The 18,226-nt window shown below is 72.8% G+C and carries 18 protein-coding genes and 1 pseudogene; 14 read left to right on the plus strand and 5 right to left on the minus strand.

Annotated elements, in window-relative coordinates; genetic code table 11:
- Positions 1-147 precede the first annotated feature (147 nt).
- Complete coding sequence (locus FU792_RS02095) at positions 148-492, minus strand: hypothetical protein (protein WP_022925464.1); 345 nt, start codon at positions 490-492, stop codon at positions 148-150.
- 179 nt (positions 493-671) lie between these two features.
- On the opposite strand from FU792_RS02095, the gene ftsH reads away from it, so the two are divergent.
- The 7 genes from ftsH (at position 672) to FU792_RS02130 (ending at position 7,264) form a co-directional block, all read left to right on the plus strand.
- Complete coding sequence (gene ftsH, locus FU792_RS02100) at positions 672-2,717, plus strand: ATP-dependent zinc metalloprotease FtsH (RefSeq protein WP_022925465.1); 2,046 nt, start codon at positions 672-674, stop codon at positions 2,715-2,717.
- On the plus strand, positions 2,695-3,369 hold the full coding sequence (gene folE / locus FU792_RS02105; RefSeq protein WP_022925466.1) for a GTP cyclohydrolase I FolE: 675 nt from the start codon (positions 2,695-2,697) through the stop codon (positions 3,367-3,369). Before ftsH ends, folE begins: the two co-directional genes overlap by 23 nt.
- Positions 3,370-3,377: 8 nt before the next feature.
- Positions 3,378-4,220, plus strand: a complete 843-nt coding sequence (gene folP / locus FU792_RS02110; RefSeq protein ID WP_237740040.1) for a dihydropteroate synthase — start codon at positions 3,378-3,380, stop codon at positions 4,218-4,220.
- Positions 4,217-5,119 carry a dihydroneopterin aldolase gene (folB, locus tag FU792_RS02115; RefSeq protein WP_022925468.1) on the plus strand — a complete coding sequence of 301 codons (903 nt, stop codon included), beginning with the start codon at positions 4,217-4,219 and terminating at the stop codon, positions 5,117-5,119. Before folP ends, folB begins: the two co-directional genes overlap by 4 nt.
- Complete coding sequence (locus FU792_RS02120) at positions 5,116-5,616, plus strand: DUF3180 family protein (protein ID WP_022925469.1); 501 nt, start codon at positions 5,116-5,118, stop codon at positions 5,614-5,616. Before folB ends, FU792_RS02120 begins: the two co-directional genes overlap by 4 nt.
- 143 nt (positions 5,617-5,759) lie before the next feature.
- Positions 5,760-6,434, plus strand: coding sequence for a class I SAM-dependent methyltransferase (locus FU792_RS02125; RefSeq protein ID WP_022925470.1), 675 nt, complete (start codon positions 5,760-5,762; stop codon positions 6,432-6,434).
- Positions 6,431-7,264 carry a hypothetical protein gene (locus FU792_RS02130; protein WP_022925471.1) on the plus strand — a complete coding sequence of 278 codons (834 nt, stop codon included), beginning with the start codon at positions 6,431-6,433 and terminating at the stop codon, positions 7,262-7,264. The genes FU792_RS02125 and FU792_RS02130 overlap by 4 nt, the downstream gene beginning before the upstream one ends.
- A gap of 7 nt (positions 7,265-7,271) precedes the next feature.
- On the opposite strand, the pseudogene FU792_RS02135 reads toward FU792_RS02130, so the two are convergent.
- Both FU792_RS02135 and FU792_RS02140 read right to left on the minus strand, forming a co-directional pair.
- Positions 7,272-8,371 (minus strand): annotated as a pseudogene (locus FU792_RS02135) (NADH-quinone oxidoreductase subunit D).
- Positions 8,372-8,446: 75 nt separating this feature from the next.
- A complete protein-coding gene (locus FU792_RS02140) occupies positions 8,447-9,583 on the minus strand; it encodes an SAM-dependent methyltransferase (protein WP_237740041.1) in 1,137 nt (378 codons plus the stop codon).
- Between the two features lie 34 nt (positions 9,584-9,617).
- Here FU792_RS02140 and FU792_RS02145 point away from each other — a divergent pair, with 34 nt between their 5' ends.
- The 6 genes from FU792_RS02145 (at position 9,618) to FU792_RS02170 (ending at position 15,230) form a co-directional block, all read left to right on the plus strand.
- On the plus strand, positions 9,618-10,742 hold the full coding sequence (locus tag FU792_RS02145) for a calcium/sodium antiporter (protein WP_022925474.1): 1,125 nt from the start codon (positions 9,618-9,620) through the stop codon (positions 10,740-10,742).
- Positions 10,743-10,791: 49 nt separating this feature from the next.
- Positions 10,792-12,438 carry a DNA-3-methyladenine glycosylase 2 family protein gene (locus FU792_RS02150; protein ID WP_272943994.1) on the plus strand — a complete coding sequence of 549 codons (1,647 nt, stop codon included), beginning with the start codon at positions 10,792-10,794 and terminating at the stop codon, positions 12,436-12,438.
- Positions 12,435-12,941 (plus strand): methylated-DNA--[protein]-cysteine S-methyltransferase, encoded by a 507-nt coding sequence (locus tag FU792_RS02155; RefSeq protein WP_022925476.1) that lies wholly within the window; start codon positions 12,435-12,437, stop codon positions 12,939-12,941. Before FU792_RS02150 ends, FU792_RS02155 begins: the two co-directional genes overlap by 4 nt.
- 66 nt (positions 12,942-13,007) lie before the next feature.
- Entirely contained in the window at positions 13,008-14,510 is a 1,503-nt protein-coding gene (lysS, locus tag FU792_RS02160; RefSeq protein ID WP_022925477.1) for a lysine--tRNA ligase, read from the plus strand.
- Positions 14,510-14,737: a hypothetical protein gene (locus tag FU792_RS02165; RefSeq protein WP_022925478.1), complete on the plus strand. Its 228-nt coding sequence runs from the start codon at positions 14,510-14,512 to the stop codon at positions 14,735-14,737. Before lysS ends, FU792_RS02165 begins: the two co-directional genes overlap by 1 nt.
- Before the next feature lie 160 nt (positions 14,738-14,897).
- Positions 14,898-15,230 carry a histone-like nucleoid-structuring protein Lsr2 gene (locus tag FU792_RS02170; RefSeq protein WP_022925479.1) on the plus strand — a complete coding sequence of 111 codons (333 nt, stop codon included), beginning with the start codon at positions 14,898-14,900 and terminating at the stop codon, positions 15,228-15,230.
- A 138-nt stretch (positions 15,231-15,368) separates the two neighbouring features.
- Here FU792_RS02170 and ligD (FU792_RS02175) read toward each other — a convergent pair whose 3' ends face one another.
- Positions 15,369-16,217, minus strand: a complete 849-nt coding sequence (gene ligD, locus FU792_RS02175; RefSeq protein WP_022925480.1) for a non-homologous end-joining DNA ligase — start codon at positions 16,215-16,217, stop codon at positions 15,369-15,371.
- Positions 16,214-17,206: a non-homologous end-joining DNA ligase gene (ligD, locus tag FU792_RS02180; RefSeq protein ID WP_022925481.1), complete on the minus strand. Its 993-nt coding sequence runs from the start codon at positions 17,204-17,206 to the stop codon at positions 16,214-16,216. The genes ligD (FU792_RS02175) and ligD (FU792_RS02180) overlap by 4 nt, the downstream gene beginning before the upstream one ends.
- Positions 17,207-17,224: 18 nt before the next feature.
- On the opposite strand from ligD (FU792_RS02180), the gene ku reads away from it, so the two are divergent.
- Positions 17,225-18,175 carry a non-homologous end joining protein Ku gene (gene ku / locus FU792_RS02185; protein ID WP_022925482.1) on the plus strand — a complete coding sequence of 317 codons (951 nt, stop codon included), beginning with the start codon at positions 17,225-17,227 and terminating at the stop codon, positions 18,173-18,175.
- Positions 18,176-18,226 lie beyond the last annotated feature (51 nt).

Consider the following 18,226-nt stretch of genomic DNA (forward strand, 5'->3'; position numbering starts at 1 on the left):
CGAGCCGATGCTCGATCTTAGCACATATGTTCGATGGATGTCGAGAGTTATCCACACCGGGTCGTCCCATCTGGCCGCGTCGTCCGGCAGGTCATCGGCGACGGCGCTGCACGGGCATCGGAGAAGCAGGGCGGGGCTGAGTCCAGGTCAGGCCTGGTGCACGAGTTCCCTCGCCCGGCCGAGGACGGGGAGCATGTCCTGGAGGGCCGGTCCGGGCTCGGGTGGGCCACCCTCCGACGCGACGACTGTGACGGCGACCCGGTGGGCGCCCTCGGCCGCCCGCTGCCGGATCTGCTCCGCGACGATCTCCGCCGAGGTCCCGACGGCGACGGTCTGGAAGACGAGCACCTCCGCCTCGCCGTCGCGACCGCTCTCCCACCGAGCAGCCCGGACCTGCGCCGCCGCGTCGGGCAGCGCCTCGGCCCCTTGGGCCACCTCCCGGAGCCGCTCCGGAGGCTGGTCCGGCGGAAAGATCACCCCGATGTGCGGCATACCGCTCAACGTAGCCGCTGGTGCTGACAGGGGTCGCTGTGACGGGGCGCGGGCCTCCAGCAGCCTGCAAAGGTGGAACACTGACCTCCTGCCGTGCGTTGAGCGGCACGAAGAACCACCGCCGGATCGAGTCGACCAGGAGGACCGGGGAGTCCCGTGGCACCCCGAACGTCACTGACATGAGCACTGCCCCGAACAAGCGGCCCAGCAAGCGGCCCAAGCCCAGCCCGTGGATGTGGGTCTTCCTCTTCCTGGGCCTGGGCATCCTGTGGTACTCGCTGCTCGCGCAGAGCCCCTACAGCCGCATCGACACCGCCGACGCCCTCCAGCTCATCGAGGATGGCCAGGTCGCCGAGGCCGTGGTCACGCCGGACCGGATCGACCTCACGCTCAAGGAGGGCCAGCCGTTCTCCGACGACGAGGTGCGCGAGACCGAGCAGGTGCAGGCGTTCTACGTCGACGCCCGCGGCCCGCAGGTCATCGCCGCGCTCGACGAGAACCCGCCCTCGGAGCGGTGGACCGACGACCCCGCCCGCCAGAACGTCTTCGTCTCGATCCTCGTCAACTTCCTGCCCCTGCTGCTCATCCTGGCGCTCTTCCTGTGGCTGATGACCCGCATGCAGGGCGGGGGCCGCGGGGTGATGCAGTTCGGCAAGTCCAAGGCCAAGCTCGCGACCAAGGACATGCCCAAGGTCACCTTCGCCGACGTCGCCGGCTCCGACGAGGCCGTCGAGGAGCTGCACGAGATCAAGGAGTTCCTCTCCGAGCCGCGCAAGTTCCTCGAGGTCGGCGCCAAGATCCCCAAGGGCGTCCTGCTCTACGGCCCGCCCGGCACCGGCAAGACGCTGCTGGCCCGCGCCGTGGCCGGCGAGGCCGGGGTGCCGTTCTACTCCATCTCCGGCTCCGACTTCGTCGAGATGTTCGTCGGCGTCGGCGCCTCACGGGTCCGCGACCTCTTCGAGCAGGCCAAGGAGAATGCCCCGGCCATCATCTTCGTCGACGAGATCGACGCCGTGGGCCGCCACCGCGGCGCCGGCATGGGCGGCGGGCACGACGAGCGCGAGCAGACGCTCAACCAGCTGCTCGTGGAGATGGACGGCTTCGACGTCAAGACCAACGTCATCCTCATCGCGGCGACCAACCGTCCCGACATCCTGGACCCGGCGCTGCTGCGCCCGGGCCGCTTCGACCGGCAGATCGCCGTCGAGGCCCCGGACATGCTGGGCCGCCTGCACATCCTGCAGGTGCACGGCAAGGGCAAGCCGCTGGGCGACGTCGACCTCATGACCATCGCCCGACGCACCCCGGGCTTCTCCGGCGCCGACCTGGCCAACGTGCTCAACGAGGCCGCCCTCCTGGCCGCCCGCAAGAACGAGCAGGTCATCACCGATGCCGACCTCGACGAGGCGATCGACCGGGTCATGGCCGGACCGCAGAAGCGGACCCGGGTCATGAGCGCCAAGGAGAAGAAGATCACCGCCTACCACGAGGGGGGTCACGCCCTCGTCGCGGCGGCGATGAACCACACCGACCCGGTGAGCAAGGTGACGATCCTGCCCCGCGGTCGGGCGCTCGGCTACACGATGGTGCTGCCGGCCGACGACAAGTACTCCACGACCCGCAACGAGCTGCTGGACCAGCTCGCCTACGCGCTCGGCGGCCGGGTCGCCGAGGAGCTGGTCTTCCACGACCCCACCACCGGGGCCGCCAACGACATCGAGAAGGCGACCGGCCTGGCCCGCAAGATGGTGACCCAGTTCGGTATGTCCGAGCGGGTCGGTGCGGTCAAGCTCGGCTCGGCCGGCGGTGAGGTCTTCCTCGGGCGCGACATGGGCCACGAGCGGGACTACTCCGAGAACCTGGCCGGCGTCGTCGACCAGGAGGTGCGCCGGCTCATCGAGGCCGCGCACGACGAGGCCTGGCACGCGCTCAACGACAACCGCGACATCCTCGACGCGCTCGTGCTGGAGCTGCTGGAGAAGGAGACGCTCAACGCCGAGGCGATCGCCGAGGTCTTCACCGACGTCCGCAAGCGGCCGGTCCGCCCGGTGTGGCTGTCCTCCGATGCCCGGACCATCCACGAGGCCGGCCCGGTCCTCACCGACGCCGAGAAGCGCGCGATGTCCAACGGGCACCACCCGCTCACCGAGACCGACGGCGACAACCCGCCCTCCGAGGTGGTCCAGGTGCCCGAAGGCGGCCATGTCGACCCCGGGCACGCCTGAGGCCGCGGCGGGCGTGCGGCCCGCCGCGGCGGGCGCCGGTCCCGACCCGGTCGAGGACGCCCCCGGACCGCAGGACGCTGTCGGCCGCGCCGTCGACCACGCCCGGATCGAGGCCGCCGTCCGGGAGATCCTGCTCGCCGTGGGGGAGGACCCCGACCGCGACGGGCTCCTGCACACCCCGGCCCGGGTGGCGCGGTCCTACGCCGAGATCTTCTCCGGGATCGACCAGGACCCGAGCGCGGTGCTCGGCACCACCTTCGACGTCGACCACGACGAGATGATCCTGGTCAAGGACATCGAGCTCTACAGCGTCTGCGAGCATCACCTCGTGCCGTTCCACGGCTCGGCCCACGTCGCCTACATCCCCGGCCCGGACGGCCGGGTGGTCGGCCTGTCCAAGCTGGCGCGGCTCGTCGACGTGTATGCCCGGCGCCCGCAGGTGCAGGAGCGCCTCACCACGCAGGTCGCCGACGCCCTGGTGGACCACCTCGCCCCGCGCGGCGTCCTGGTCGTGGTCGAGGCCGAGCACCTGTGCATGTCGATGCGCGGCGTCCGCCGCCCCGGCGCCCGCACCATCACCTCGACCGTGCGCGGCCACCTGCGCAACCAGGCGACCCGCGCCGAGGCGATGAGCCTGATCACCGGGCGGTAGGGGCTGTGGTGGGCACCGCGCATACCCAGATCATGGGGGTGGTCAACGTCACCCCCGACTCGTTCTCCGACGGGGGGCGCTGGCTCGACACGGACGTCGCCGTCGCGCGCGGGCAGGAGCTCGCGGCGCAGGGGGCGCAGATCGTCGACGTAGGAGGCGAGTCCACGCGGCCGGGCAGCACGCGACCGCCGGAGCAGGAGGAGGCCGAGCGGGTCCAGCCGGTCGTCTCCGCCCTCGCGCAGCAGGGGTATGCCGTCTCCGTCGACACCATGCGCGCCGGCGTCGCGGAGGCGGCGCTGCGGGCCGGGGCGGTGCTGGTCAACGATGTCTCGGGCGGGCTGGGCGACCCGCGGATGGGGCCGATGATCGCCGAGACCGGGGCGCGCTACGTCGTCATGCACTGGCGCGGGCTGCTCACCGACGCGTCGGCGAGGCACCACTACGACGACGTCGTGCGGGAGGTGTGCGACGAGCTCTCGGCCCGCGTCGAGGCGCTCGTGGGGCAGGGCGTGCGGGAGGATCAGCTGGTGCTCGACCCCGGTTTCGGCTTCTCCAAGGACGCCGGCCACAACTGGACGCTGCTCGCCGGCCTGGACCGCGTCGTGTCGCTCGGGCTGCCGGTCCTGGTGGGCACGTCCCGGAAGCGCTTCCTCGGGCGCCTGCCCACCCGCCCGGGCGAGGCGACGCCCGAGGACGGCGAGCCCAGCCCGCCCGACCAGCGCGACGCCGCGACCGCGGCCACCAGCCTGCTGGCCGCGCAGGCCGGGGCCTGGGCAGTCAGGGTGCACGAGGTCCCGCCGACCCGCGACGCGCTCGCGGTGTGGCAGCTGACGCAGGAGGCGACCCGGTGAGGGGCGGTGACCAGATCCGGCTGTCCGGCGTGCGGGCGCGGGGGCATCACGGTGTCCTCGACCACGAGCGTCGCGACGGCCAGGACTTCGTCGTCGACGTGGTCCTGGAGCTCGACCTGCGCCCGGCCGGGACGAGCGACGAGCTCGCCCGGACCGTCCACTACGGCGAGGTCGCCGCTGACGTCGTGGCCGTGGTCGAGGGCGAGCCGCGCGACCTCATCGAGACGGTGGCCGAGGAGATCGCGGCCCGGGTGTTGGCGCGCCCGCTGGTCGAGGCGGTCGAGGTGACGGTGCACAAGCCGCAGGCCCCGGTCGGCGTGCCCTTCGGCGACGTCGCGGTCGTGGTGCGTCGGCGCCGGGACGTGCCGGTCGTCATCGCGCTGGGCGCCAACCTCGCGGGGACCGACGGCGCCGAGCCCGCCGAGACGTTGCGCGCGGCCGTCGGACGGCTGCGGCGTCTGCGCGGGCTTCGGGGTGTGCGCGCCTCTCGCTCCTTCGTCACCGCCCCGGTGGGCGGCGAGGCCGTCGCCGGGCAGCCGGACTACGTCAACGCCGTGGCCCTCGCGCGCACGAGCCTGTCGCCCGCCTCGCTGCTCGCGGCGCTGCACCGCGTCGAGGCTGCCTTCGGTCGCACCCGAGAGGTCCGGTGGGGCGCGCGCACCCTCGACCTGGACCTGGTGCAGTACGGCGACCCCTCGGCCGGCACCGACGTGGTGAGCGAGGACCCGGAGCTGACGCTGCCGCACCCGCGCAGCCACGAGCGCGCCTTCGTGCTCGTCCCCTGGGCCGACCTCGACCCCGCCGCGACCCTGCGCCGCGACGGGGACGTCGTGGCGGTGGGCGACCTCGTGCCGGGGCTGGTCGAGCAGCGCGTGCTCCCGCTGGAGGAAGGTCCGTGAGCGGCGTGGACGGCGTGCGGGTGCGCGCCGGCGTCGTCGTCGCGGTGCTCGCCGGGATGGCGAGCTGGCTGCTGCTGCAGGTCGTGCGATCGCTGGGCGGGGCATACCCCGTCATCTCCTGGATCGGGCTCGTCCCGCTGGTCGCCGTGACGCTGCTCGTGCTCGTGATGTGCTGGCAGATCCGGCGTTACCTGCTCGGCAAGGGCACGCTGCGGCCCAGCCCGCAGCGGGGTCGCGGCACCGTCGTCGGTGCCCAGGCGGCGGCGCTCGGCGGGGCGGCGCTGCTCGGCTGGTATGCCGCCAACGCGCTGGTCCACCTGCCCAACGCCGATGTGGCGAGTGAGCGGGCCCAGCTGATCTGGGGGCTGGTGCACGCGGTGGCCGCCCTCGCCCTCTCCGTGGCGGGCTTCGTCGGTCAGGGGTGGTGCCGCATCCCGCCGACCGAGCACGACGACGATGACGACGGCGTGGCCGACGGGGACCTCGCGTACGGCTGAGTTCCGTCACTGAGCACCCTCGTGCGTGAGGTGGTGCGCCTCCTGGTGTCGCAGGCGTGCCCAGAGGCACCCCGGTGTCGCAACCTTCTGCACAAGCGTGCCGGGCCGACTGCAGGGACCGGGCACGCGCCTACAGTGACGGCATGAGCGAGCCTGAGCCCGGGTGGGGCGAGCGTGACCCCCAGGTCCCGATCGAGCCGAGGCCCGGCTCACGGGAGACCACGCTGTGGCCCGGGTTGGAGGACCCGGAGCACTCGCGGTGGTATGCCGACCGGTTCCGCCAGATGGCGGCCGCGGGCCAGGACCTGCAGGGCGAGTCGCGGCTGGTGGACGTGCTCGCGCCCCGCGGCGCCCGGCTGCTGGACGCCGGGTGCGGGCCCGGCCGGCACGGTGGGCACCTGTCGCGTCTGGGGCACACGGTCGTGGGGGTCGACATCGACCCGGCGCTGGTGGCGGTGGCGCGTCAGGACCACCCCGGCGCCACCTGGCTGACCGCCGACCTGGCCTCGCTCGATCTGGCGTCCCTCGGTGAGCCCGAGCCCTTCGACGGGGCGCTGGTGGCCGGCAACGTCATGGACTTCGTGGCCGAGCAGCACCGCGGCGCCGTCGTGGCCCGGCTGCGGGCGCACCTACGGGAGGGCGGATTCCTCGTCGTCGGCTGCCGGGTGGTGCGCGGCTTCACCCCGGCCGACCTCGACGTGGCGGCGACCGCGGCCGGCCTGCGCCTCGAGCACCGGTTCGCCACGTGGGACCTGCGCCCCTGGCATACCGACGCCGACTTCTGCGTGAGCATCCTGCGGAACGAGCACGCCGGATGATCGTGAGCCGTCCGGCGCACGACGGCCGCACGACGGAGCACCAGTCACGACGGTTGCTGGCGCTCCACAGCACCGTGGCGGCGGTGCTGGGCTCCGGCGTGACGGTGCTGGTGCACGAGGCCACCCATCTCGTGGCGGTCTTGGGGCTCGTGGGGCAGGGCCGCCTCTATCCCTACGGCGCTCAGTACGACGGGGAGCTGGACGGCGTGTCCACCGCGGTCGTCGCGCTGGCAGGTCCTGCTGTCAGCCTCGCGCTGGGCCTGGCTCTCCTGCTGACCTTGAGTCGGGCAAGAGTGGTCGGTCCGTGGCATCTCGTCCGGCTCTGGTGCGGAGCCTCGTCCTACGTCGTCGGAGCCGGCTACCTGTTCATCACCCCCTTCGGCGCCGGTGACACGGCCATCGCCGCGCAGGCCCTCGACCTTCCTGCCTGGACGGCCTTCGTCGCCGCGGCGGCCGGCCTCGCGCTCTGCCTCCTCGGCGCGCGCCTCGTGGCCTCGCGCGCGCTCCCGCTGACGGATCAGGACGACCGCATCGCCCGAGCGCTGCTCCTCCACCCTGCGTGGATCGGCACCGTGGTCAACCTCGGACTCATGCTGGCCTATCTCCTCGGCAGCGACGCGGGCTTCCCTCTCGGGCAGCAGGTGGCTGTCGTCTCGGGGTATGTCGTGCTGCTCACCCTGGGCCCGTGGTCCTTGCCCTACCTGGCGCGTCGGAGCCCGACGAGTCGGACGCACCTGCGACTGGGCCGGGTTCCCGTGGTCGCGCTGCTCGGGCTGGCCGTCCTGATCGCGGTCAACCTCGCTCTCCTCCCCGGGCTCAGGATCGGCTGAGGAGCGGCTACTTGTCGATGTCGCCCACCACGAAGAACATCGAGCCCAGGATCGCCACCATGTCGGCGACGACAGCGCCGGGCAGCATCTCGCGCAGCACCTGCACGTTATTGAACGACGCCGAGCGCAGCTTGAGCCGGTGGGGCACCGTGTCGCCGCGGCTGACCAGGTAGTAGCCGTTGAAGCCGAGCGGGTTCTCGCTCGCGCAGTAGTGCTCGCCGGCCGGCACCTTGAGCTTCTTCGGCAGCCGGGTGCTCACCGGACCCGGTCCCAGCTCGCGCAACCGGGCGGTGCACGCGAGCACGAGGTCCAGGCTGACCTCGACCTGCTCCACCAGCACCTCCAGCCGCGCCAGGCAGTCGCCCGCCTCCCGGGTCACCACCCGGCCGGGCCCGTCGTCGGTGAAGAGCTCGGCATACGCGAGGTAGGGCTCGTCGCGCCGCAGGTCGACATCGAGCCCGGAGGCGTGCGCGATCGGCCCGGACACGCCGTAGGCGAGGACGGTGTCCAGGTCGAGGACGCCCACGCCCCGGGTGCGGGCCTGCAGGATCTCGTTGCCCAGCACCAGCCCGACCAGGTCGGGCAGCCGCGAGCGCACCGAGGCCACCGCCGCGTCCACCCGGTCCAGCCAGCCGTCGGGCAGGTCGTGCAGGAGGCCACCGACCCGGGTGGCCATGAAGTGCATCCGGCCGCCGGAGTACTCCTCCATCACCGCCTGTATCTCCTCCCGCTCCCGGAAGGCGTAGAACATCGGGGTGATCGCACCCAGCTCGTGCGGGTAGGACCCAGGAACATGAGGTGGTTGAGCACCCGCCCCAGCTCGCACAGCAAGGTGCGCGCCCAGGTCGCCCGCTCGGGCACCTCCATGCCCAGCAGGTGCTCGACGGTGAGCGCCACGCCGACCTCGTTGTTGAAGGCGGACAGCCAGTCGTGCCGGTTCGCGAGCACCATGATCTGCCGGTAGTCACGGACCTCGAAGAGCTTCTCGGCACCGCGGTGCATGTAGCCGATGACCGGCTCGGCGGCCGTGATCCGCTCGCCGTCGGCGGTGATGCGCAGCCGCAGCACGCCGTGGGGGGGGTGCTGCGGGCCGATGTTGAGCACCATCTCGGTGGTCGAGAGCCCGCCGACGCCGGTGGCGCCGAGGGTGACGTCGAGGTCGCGGGTGCTCACCCGGTCAGCCTAAGCCCGGTCCGGCCGCCCACGGTCGACCTCGACCACGAGCCACCAGAAGTCGCCGAGGACGCCGCTGCCCAGCGTCCGGGCGGCGGCGCGTCGGGCGAGCGCGTCGAGGTATGCCCGCGGCTGGTCCCGGGCGAGCGCGTGCGGCACCGGGGCGCTCAGGTCGCCGAGGAGGTCGCGCAGGACCTCCCGCTGCCGCCGCGGCGTCACGACGGGGTGTCCGGTCGGGGAGGGGAGCGAGGCGGCGAGGGCGTCGACAGCGACGTGCGCGGTGAGGTCGCAGCTGCCGTCGGGCACCGGGTCGACCTGTCGCCCGCCGCGGAACCCGGTCAGCGTCCCGTGGGCCGGCCGGTCCTCGGCGGTGTGGCCGTAGTCGACAGCCACCACCAGGCCGCTGCGGACCCGCCGCACCAGGTCGGCGAAGGCAACCTCCCGGGGCAGCCCGACCTCGGCCCGGACGACCGACTCATCCGCAGAAGCTGTTCCGCTGCGCTGATGCATCACCGCAGCGGAACCCGTCCTGCGCAGGAGTGGACCCGCTGGCGCACCCTCTGGTCCGTCGCCGAGCCAGCGCCGCACCCAGGCCAGCTCCTCGCCCTCCACCGGCGCCCCGAGAGAGTCGCGCCACCGACCCCACTGTGCGGTCCTCGAGACCTCGACGGTGCGCCATACCCCCGTCCCGTCCCGCTGCACCACCGGGCACGGGACGACGTCGAGCCACTCGTGCGCGAGCAGCAGCGTGGCGTCGAGGTCGCGCAGCGTGTCCGGCAGCGCCGTCCCGCCCGGCGCGACGTGCCACTCCTCGACGTCCAGACCCGCCGGCCGGGCCACGACGTCGACCCCGGTGAGGTGCAGCGCGGGCGAGACCCGGCGCAGCTCGGCCAGCAGCTCACCCCGCCCCGCGCCCACGTCGACGACCCGGTCGCACCCGTGCCGGGAGGCCAGCGCCGCCACCGCCTCGGCGAGCACCCGCCCACCGCCCGGTATGCCCTGGGCCGAGGTCGCGAAGTGCGCCGCGGGCGCGCTGCGCCGGTAGAAGCCCCCCTCGCCGTAGAGCGCCTCCTGCCAGGCCGCCTCCCAGGACAAGGAGGTGCCCTGCGTCCGGCCCGTCGCGCTACCCGCAGCCCGTTCATGCACCGGGCCAGCCTCGCAGAGCCTAGGGTGTGCGGTCGTGGACCTTCTCGACATCGCGCGCATCATCGGCGGCCTCGTCCTGCTCGTCGGCGGCGGGGAGCTGCTCGTGCGCGGCGCGTCGAACCTCGCGGCCCGCATGGGGATCAGCCCGCTCGTGGTCGGCCTCACCGTGGTCTCGGCGGCCACCTCGGCCCCCGAGCTGGCCGTGACGGTCGGGGCGGTCCTCGACGGCCAGCCCGACCTCGCGGTCGGCAACGTCGTCGGCTCCAACATCGCCAACGTGCTGCTCATCCTCGGGGTCGCGGCGCTGGTGCTGCCTCTCGTCGTGCGCGAGCAGCTCATCAAGCTCGACGTCCCGGTCATGGTCGGGCTCTCGGTGGCGCTGCTCCTCGTGGCCCGCGACGGTCAGATCTCGACCGTCGAGGGTGTGGTCCTGCTCGGCGCGATGGCCGCCCACACCGTGCTCACGGTGGTCGTCAGCCGCCGGGCGCAGCGCAAGGAGCTGCGCAAGCGCCGGGCGCCCGCCCCACGCGAGGGCGAGCCGATGCGGGCTCCGCTGGCGCTGCTGCTGGTGGTCGTCGGTGTCGCGCTCCTGGTGTCCGGCGCCAACCTGCTGGTCTCGGGGGCGGTCAACATCGCCGAGGCGCTGGGCATCAGCGGTCTGGTCGTGGGGCTCACCGTCGTCGCGATCGGGACCTCGCTGCCCGAGCTGGCTGCCTCGGTCATCGCGGCGGTGCGCGGCCAGCGGGACCTCGCGGTCGGCAATGTCGTCGGCAGCTGCATCGCCAACATCGGGCTGGTGCTCGGGGTGCCGGCGATCATCTCCTCGGGCGGTCTGCCGGTGCCGACCCCGGCCATCGCCCTGGACATCCCCTTCATGATCGCGACCACCGTGGCCCTGGCCCCGGTCGTCTTCACCGGCTTCACCGTCGCGCGCTGGGAGGGTGGTCTCTTCGTGCTGCTGTATGCCGCCTACACCGCCTTCGTCGTGCTCAACGCCACCCGACACGAGGCGCTCGAGGGCTTCGAGCTGGTCATGGTGATCTTCGTGCTCCCGCTCGTCGCGCTGACCCTCCTGGTGACCTCGACCTTCGAGCTCGGCGTCCTCGCCGAGCGGCGCCGGGTGCGCGCCAAGGCGGCCGCGGGACAACCCGTACCGTGATGTCGTTTTTCTGCTAGATCTACGTCGCGGCAGGCGGCACCATGGTCGTGTGAGCACCTCAGCCATGCACCTCGACCACGACCGCTGCGCCACGGTCGTGCGCAGCAAGGACCCGCGCTACGACGGCTGGTTCGTCACCGGGGTGCTCAGCACCGGCATCTACTGCCGGCCGAGCTGCCCGGCCATCACGCCCCGGGTGCGCAACATGCGCTTCTACCCCAGTGCCGCGGCGGCCCAGGGGGCCGGCTTCCGGGCCTGCAAGAGGTGCCTGCCCGACGCGACCCCGGGCTCGCCCGAGTGGCACGTGCGGGGGGATGTCGTGGCCCGGGCCGTGCGGCTCGTCGCGGACGGGGTCGTGGACCGGGAGGGCGTCAGTGGGCTGGCGGCCCGCCTCGGCTACTCGACCCGGCAGCTCGAGCGCCTCGTGCGCGCTGAGCTGGGGGCGGGACCGCTGGCGCTCGCCCGGGCGCAGCGGGCGCAGGCGGCCCGCCTGCTGCTGGAGGGCACGGCGCTGACGATGGCCGACGTCGCGCACGCCGCGGGCTTCTCCAGCATTCGGTCCTTCAACGACACCGTGCGCGAGGTGTATGCCGCCACCCCCTCGCAGCTGCGGGCGGGAGCCAGGGGTGGCGGCGCCGGCGGAGACCGCGGCACCGTGGGGCAGCCACCACCGGGTGCCCCGACGACGCTGACCCTGCGGCTGCCCTTCCGGGCGCCGCTGCACGCCCCCAGCCTCTTCGGCCACCTCGCCGCGACCGCGGTGCCGGGGATCGACACCTGGGTCGACGGCGCGCTCGTCCGCTCGCTCCGTCTCCCCGCGGGTCCCGCGGTGGCCGAGCTGCGCCCCGGCCGCCCTGACGACCGTCACGTCCACGTCACGCTGCGGCTCGCCGACACCGGTGACCTGGCGGCTGCCATCGGGCGCTGCCGGCGGATGCTGGACCTGGACGCCGACCCGGTCGCGGTCGACGAGCACCTCGCCTCCGACCCGGCCCTGGCGCCCCTGGTGCGCAAGCACGCCGGCGTCCGGCTCCCGGGCAGCCCGGACACCGACGAGCTCGCCCTCCGCGTGGTCCTGAGCCAGCAGGTCTCGACCGTCGCGGCCGGGACGCTGACCGGGCGGCTGGTGCAGAGCCTCGGCGACCCGTTGCCGGAGCCGCTGACCGGGCCGGTGACCCACCTGTTCCCGACGGCTGCTGCGGTGGCCGGCGCCGCCGACCACGAGCTCCCCGGGATGCCGGCCTCCCGTCAGCGCACCCTGCGCACGGTGGCTGCGGCGCTCGCGGAGGGCGAGGTCGACCTCGGCCCCGGGGCCGACTGGGGCACGGCGCGCGAGCAACTGCTGGCACTCCCCGGTGTCGGCCCGTGGACCGCCGAGATGGTGCTCCTGCGGGGCCTGGGCGACCCCGACGCCTTCCCCGCCACCGACCTCGGCGTCCAGGTCACCGCTGCCGCCCACGGGCTGCCGGGCGGTCGCGGACTGGCGCAGCACGCTGCTGCCTGGAGCCCGTGGCGCAGCTATGCCACCTCGCTGCTCTGGGCCGCCTCCGACCACGCCGCGGCGCGCCTGCCGGACGCCGAGCCGGGCACCGACCGATCCACGACCGACTTCCACACGACCGACCGCCACACCACCGACGGCACCGACCGCCACGGCGGCGACGGGCATACCGTCACGACGAAGGAGACACCATGACCACCCTGCACCTGACGATCGACTCCACCCTGGGTCCGCTGCGCCTCGCCAGCGACGGTGAGCACCTGACCGGCGTCTACTTCACCGAGCACCGGCACGCGCCGCAGGAGCTGGGCGCCGAGGTCGACGAGGCGCAGGCGCCCGCCGTGCTCCTCACGGCGGCCCGGCAGCTGCGGGAGTACCTGGCGGGGGAACGCACCGAGTTCGACCTCCCCCTGGCGGCCGAGGGCACCGACTTCCAGCAGCGCGTCTGGGGCGTGCTGCGCACGATCCCCTACGGCACGACCTGGTCCTACGGCGACCTGGCCCGGGCGCTGGGCCAGCCCGGGGCCTCGCGCGCGGTGGGGCTGGCCAACGGTCGCAACCCGATCTCCATCGTCGTGCCCTGCCACCGCGTCATCGGGTCCACCGGCGCCATCACCGGCTACGGCGGCGGCGTGGAGCGCAAGCAGCAGCTGCTGGACCTCGAGCGCAGCGCGAGCGCCCCCGCGCTCTTCGGCTGAGTCGACCCCCGGCAGCGCCGCCGACGCCGTGCCGGGGAGCCGCCGACGGACGACTACGCTGGGAGGGTGAGCGACGCGACCCCCCAGCCCGTCCCGGACACCGACCTGCCCGAGCAGATCGCGGTCCGTCAGGGCAAGCGTCAGGCGATGCTGGACGCCGGGGTCGACCCCTACCCGGTCAGCCTGCCGGTGACCCACACCCTGGCGCAGGTGCGCGAGCAGTGGGACGGCCTGGAGACGGGCGAGGAGAGCCAGGACGTCGTCGGGGTCGCGGGACGGGTCGTCTTCGTGCGCAACACCGGCAAGCTCTGCTTCGTCTCGCTGCAGGCCGGTGACGGCACCCGGCTGCAGGGGATGCTCTCCCTCGCCGAGGTCGGGCAGGAGTCGCTGGACCGGTGGAAGGCCTGGGTCGACCTGGGCGACCACGTCTTCGTCGAGGGCCGGGTCATCCGCTCCCGCCGCGGTGAGCTCTCCGTCATGGCGGCCCGGTGGGAGATGGCCGCGAAGGCGCTGCGTCCGCTGCCGGTCCTGCACAAGGACCTGTCCGAGGAGCAGCGGGTCCGGCAGCGCTACGTCGACCTCATCGTCCGGGACGAGGCGCGCCAGATGGTGGCGGACCGGGCGGCCATGACGCGCGCCGTGCGCCGCGTGCTGGAGCAGGACGGCTATCTGGAGGTCGAGACCCCGGTGCTGCAGGCGGTGCACGGCGGTGCGAACGCCCGGCCGTTCGACACCCACCTCAACGCCTTCGACATGCCGATGTCGATGCGGATCGCGCTCGAGCTCTATCTCAAGCGGGCGGTCGTCGGCGGGGTGGAACGGGTCTACGAGATCGGCCGGATCTTTCGCAACGAGGGCATCGATTCCACCCACTCGCCGGAATTCACGATGCTCGAGTGCTACCAGGCATACGGTGATCAGTTCACCATGGCCGATCTCATCCGCCGGATCATCCTCGCGGCGGCCGACGAGCTCGGCACACGCACGCTCGACACTCCTGCAGGAATGATCGACCTCGACGCGGAATGGTCCTGGCTGCCCTTCTACGAGGGCCTGTCGGCGGCGGTGGGGGAGAGGGTCGGAGTCGACTCCTCGCTCGACGACCTGCGTCGGCTCGCTGCCACGCACGAGGTGCCGGTGAAGCCGGAGTGGGGCGCCGACAAGATCGCCATGGAGATCTTCGGCGACGTCGTCGAGCCGACCCTCGTCCAGCCGACGTTCGTCTGCGACTACCCGACGATCGCCCAGCCGCTGGCCCGCCCGCACCGCACCGAGCCCGGGCTGGTCGAGGCGTGGGACCTCGTCATCGGCGGGGTGGAGCGGGGCACCGCCTTCTCCGAGCTGGTGGATCCTGAGGTCCAGCGGGCGCGGCTGACCGAGCAGTCGCTGCTCGCCGCGGGCGGGGACCCCGACGCGATGCAGCTGGACGAGGACTTCCTGCGGGCGCTGGAGTATGCCGCGCCACCCATGGGTGGCCTGGGGATGGGTCTGGACCGGGTGCTCATGCTGCTGACCGGCACCGGGATCCGGGAGACCATCCTCTTCCCCTTCCTCAAGCCGGAGGCGTGATGGGCGACCTCCTGTACGAGGGGTGGATGATCCTGGCGGCGCTGCTGCCGTCGGCAGGGCTGCTCTTCCTCTTCTACGTCGTCATGAAGCACGTGGTGGAGGGAGACCGCCGCGAGCGTGCCGCGCTGCGGGCCGCCGAGCAGGCGCAGGACGCGCAGGAACGCGAGAGGGGCACCGCACGCGCCCCGCAGGACGATCCGGACACCCGCCCGGAGCAGCGTCGCTGACTGCTGCGCCCACCCGCTGGCGGGCCGGCGAAGAATGGCACTGTGATTCCCTTGTGACCTTGTCGCGCAATTGCCCGGGTTCGCGTTCGGAGGAAAAGGCGCTAGTCTTCTTTCGCGCCGCATCCTGTTGGCGGCGCAAGGTCTCATCAAGGAGAAGAAAATGGCACAGCGTGTGCAGGTCATCCTCGTCGATGACCTCAGTGGCGGGGAGGCGAGCCAGACCGTGGAGTTCGCCCTCGACGGGGTTCACTACGAAATCGACCTCAGTGACGAGAATGCTGCGAAGCTGCGTGAGGACTTCGCCTCGTGGATCGGTCAGGCGCGTCGTTCCGGCGGTCGTCGGCAGACCCGCCGCAAGGGCTCGTCCGCCACGAGCGGTCGCAGCGACGAGCTCGCGAAGGTCCGTGAGTGGGGCCGGGAGAACGGCTTCCAGGTGAGCTCGCGCGGCCGTGTGTCGCAAGAGCTGCAGGACGCCTACGCGGCGGCCCACTGACAGCAGCGTCTGCCCTCGGGCGGACCTGGACGGGGCCGGCACCCAGGAGGGGGCCGGCCCCGTCGTCGTTCTCGAATCCCCACCGAGCGTCGTGAATGGTTGGCCCCGGGTCTCACCGAGCGTCGTGAAGGGTTGCCGTCACGCCTCGTGGAGGGTGACCTGGGTGAGCTCGTCGTCGCCGTCCGCCGCGGCCTCGACCTCGTCCCACTCGCGGGGGAGGGCGATCTGAGGGCGTTCGCGTCCTCGGAGCGACCACGGGCAGATCGTCGTCTTGGCCCCGTTGTTCTGGCTCCAGTCGAGGAAGACCTTGCCGGGTCGGACCGCCTTGGTCATGCGCGCCGTCACCAGGTCGGGGTGCTGCTCCGCGAGGCTCTCGGCCAGCGCCTTGGTCACCGCGGAGACCTCGTCCGAGCTGCGGGTGCCCTCGAGCGCGGCATACAGCTGCATCCCCTTGGACCCGCTCGTGACCGGGCGGGCCTCCAGGCCCACCCCGGCCAGCCGGTCGCGCACGAGCACGGCGACCCTCGCGCACTCGGGGAGCCCGGCACCGGGCCCGGGGTCGAGATCGACGACGAGCCGGTCCGGGTGCTGCGGCACACCGTCCTCGTCCAGCCGCCACTGCGGCACGTGCAGCTCCAGGCTGCCGAGGTTGACGAGATAGACGAGGTCGGCCAGATCCGTGACGAGGGGGAAGGTCAGGTGGGTGTGCCCGCGCGAAGACCCTGGGGTCGGCACGACGACCCGTGGCAGCCAGTCGGGAGCCCCGGAGGGGAGGTTCTTCTCGAAGAAGTGTGCCTGCGCGACTCCCTCCGGCCAGCGGATCCGGGTGACCGGCCGGTCGGCCAGCTCGGGCAGGATCTGCTCGGCGTGGGTGACGTAGTAGGTGAGGACCTCCCCCTTGGTCGTGCCCGTCGCGGGGTAGAGGACCTTGTCGAGGTTGCTGACCTTGAGCGTGCGTCCGGCGACGCTCACCTGCTGGCTGCTCACGTCAGCTCCTCCTGCACCAGGTCCCCGGGGGTGAGGTCGGCCCGGACCCCTTGGAAGGAGGGTTGTCGCAGCCGGCCGGACTCGCTCAGCCCGAGCGAGGCCACCTCCACGACCACCCGGGGCTCCAGCCAGGTCGACCCGCGGGCCTCCACCGCGGGGATCGGCGCGTCGAAGGGGTATGCCGCCCGCGGCACCGCCGCGAGCAGCCGCTGCAGCTGCTCGCCCGCGCGCCCGGCCAGCCCGCTGCCGACCCGACCCCGGTAGCGCAGGAGCAGGCTCCCGTCGTCGGCGCGCACGGGCATACCGTCGGGACCGGGGACGGGAAGACCCACGTGCACCGCGCCGAGCCGTCCCGGCCGCCCGGTCTCGGGTCGCCACCCCCCGACGACCACCGAGCGGCGGGCCCGGTGCGGGAACTTCACCCAGTCGGCGCTGCGCTGCCCCGCCCGGTATGCCGCCGTCCGCCGCTTGCTGACGACCCCCTCCAGCCGCTGCTCCCGGGTCGCGGCCAGCAGCATGGCCCCGTCGTCGTAGACCGGCGAGACCGAGACCTGGGTCTGCGGCACGTCGTCGAGCAGCTCCTCCAGCGCCTGCCGCCGCGCGCTCCACGGGAGCGGGGTGAGGTCGAGACCGTCGACGCGGAGCAGGTCGAAGGCGACGTAGGTCGCCGGACGGCTGCTCGCGAGCCGGCGGGCCGCGGCGGTGGTCGAGGTGTGCACCCGCTCGACGACCTGGCCGAAGGACGGGCGGCCGTCGACGAGCACGACGGCCTCCCCGTCGAGCAGCAGGTCGTCGGCGATCCCGACCAGCCCGGTGAGCTCGGGGAAGGCGACGGCGATGTCGCGCTCGCCGCGCGTGGTCAGCCGCAACGTCCCCCCCTGGACGTCGGCGAGCAGCCGGATGCCGTCCCACTTGATCTCGTGCACCCAGTCCGGACCGGGCGGCGGACCGACCCGGGTCTCCCCCGGGGTGGCGAGCATGGGGCGCATGGGTCCATCCTGGGGTGCGTGAGAGCGATCTGGAAGGGTGCCGTCTCGTTCGGCCTGGTCAACGTGCCCGTGCGGCTCTACTCGGCGACCGAGAACCACGACCTCAGCTTCCATCAGGTGCGGCGCAGTGACGGCAGCCGTATCCGCTACAAGCGGGTGGCCCAGGCCGACGGCGAGGAGGTCGCCTACAAGGACATCGCCAAGGCCTACGAGACCGATGACGGCAAGACCGTCGTGCTCACCGACGAGGACCTCGCCAGCCTGCCCAACCGCAGCAGCAAGGAGATCTCGGTCGAGCGCTTCGTCCCGCGCGAGCAGATCGATCCGATCCTGTTCGACAAGGCCTACTTCCTGGAGCCGGACGCCATGGGGGCGAAGGCCTACGGCCTGCTGCGCGAGGCGCTGCGGGAGTCCGATCGGGTCGCCGTGGTGACCGTCTCGGTGCGCAGTCGCATGACCATGGCCGTCCTGCGCGTGCGCGAGGACGACGACGCGATCGTGCTGCAGACCTTGCTCTGGCCGGACGAGATCCGGGCCTCCGAGCAGCTGGACCACCTCGACGAGGTGAGCGAACCGAAGAAGGACGAGGTCGCCATGGCCCGGATGCTCGTCGACTCCATGTCCGGCGACTTCGAGCCCGAGGGGCACGTCGACGACTTCAAGGAGGCCGTGGACGCCCTGGTCGAGAAGAAGATCAGCGGCGGCGAGGTCGCCGAGAGCCCGGACGAAGGGGACGAGGCCGACTCCGGCGAGGTCGTCGACCTGCTCGCCGCGCTGCAGCGCTCGGTGGACCGGGCCAAGAAGGGTCGCGGCTCCGACTCCGGCGCCGGATCCTCCGACGACGGGGGCAGCTCGGCCACGAAGGGCGGCTCCTCCTCGAAGACCTCGACCAAGAAGGGTTCGACGAAGAAGTCGACCAGCACGAAGTCGAGCTCGTCCAAGCGGTCGACGACCAAGAAGGCCGGCTGAGCGACCCGGTCACGGGGACCTGTCGCCAGGCGCGTCCCGGACCCGCACCCG

This window comes from Serinicoccus marinus DSM 15273, from assembly GCF_008386315.1.
Taxonomy (GTDB): Bacteria; Actinomycetota; Actinomycetes; order Actinomycetales; family Dermatophilaceae; genus Ornithinicoccus; species Ornithinicoccus marinus.

Bases quoted from the DNA above. Each gene is read 5' to 3' on its own strand.
- FU792_RS02095 (WP_022925464.1), bottom strand. From the start codon at position 492: ATGCCGCACATCGGGGTGATCTTTCCGCCGGACCAGCCTCCGGAGCGG.
- ftsH (WP_022925465.1), top strand. From the start codon at position 672: ATGAGCACTGCCCCGAACAAGCGGCCCAGCAAGCGGCCCAAGCCCAGC.
- folE (WP_022925466.1), top strand. From the start codon at position 2,695: ATGTCGACCCCGGGCACGCCTGAGGCCGCGGCGGGCGTGCGGCCCGCC.
- FU792_RS02125 (WP_022925470.1), top strand. From the start codon at position 5,760: ATGAGCGAGCCTGAGCCCGGGTGGGGCGAGCGTGACCCCCAGGTCCCG.
- FU792_RS02130 (WP_022925471.1), top strand. From the start codon at position 6,431: ATGATCGTGAGCCGTCCGGCGCACGACGGCCGCACGACGGAGCACCAG.
- FU792_RS02155 (WP_022925476.1), top strand. From the start codon at position 12,435: ATGACCACCCTGCACCTGACGATCGACTCCACCCTGGGTCCGCTGCGC.
- FU792_RS02165 (WP_022925478.1), top strand. From the start codon at position 14,510: ATGGGCGACCTCCTGTACGAGGGGTGGATGATCCTGGCGGCGCTGCTG.
- FU792_RS02170 (WP_022925479.1), top strand. From the start codon at position 14,898: ATGGCACAGCGTGTGCAGGTCATCCTCGTCGATGACCTCAGTGGCGGG.
- ligD (WP_022925481.1), bottom strand. From the start codon at position 17,206: ATGCGCCCCATGCTCGCCACCCCGGGGGAGACCCGGGTCGGTCCGCCG.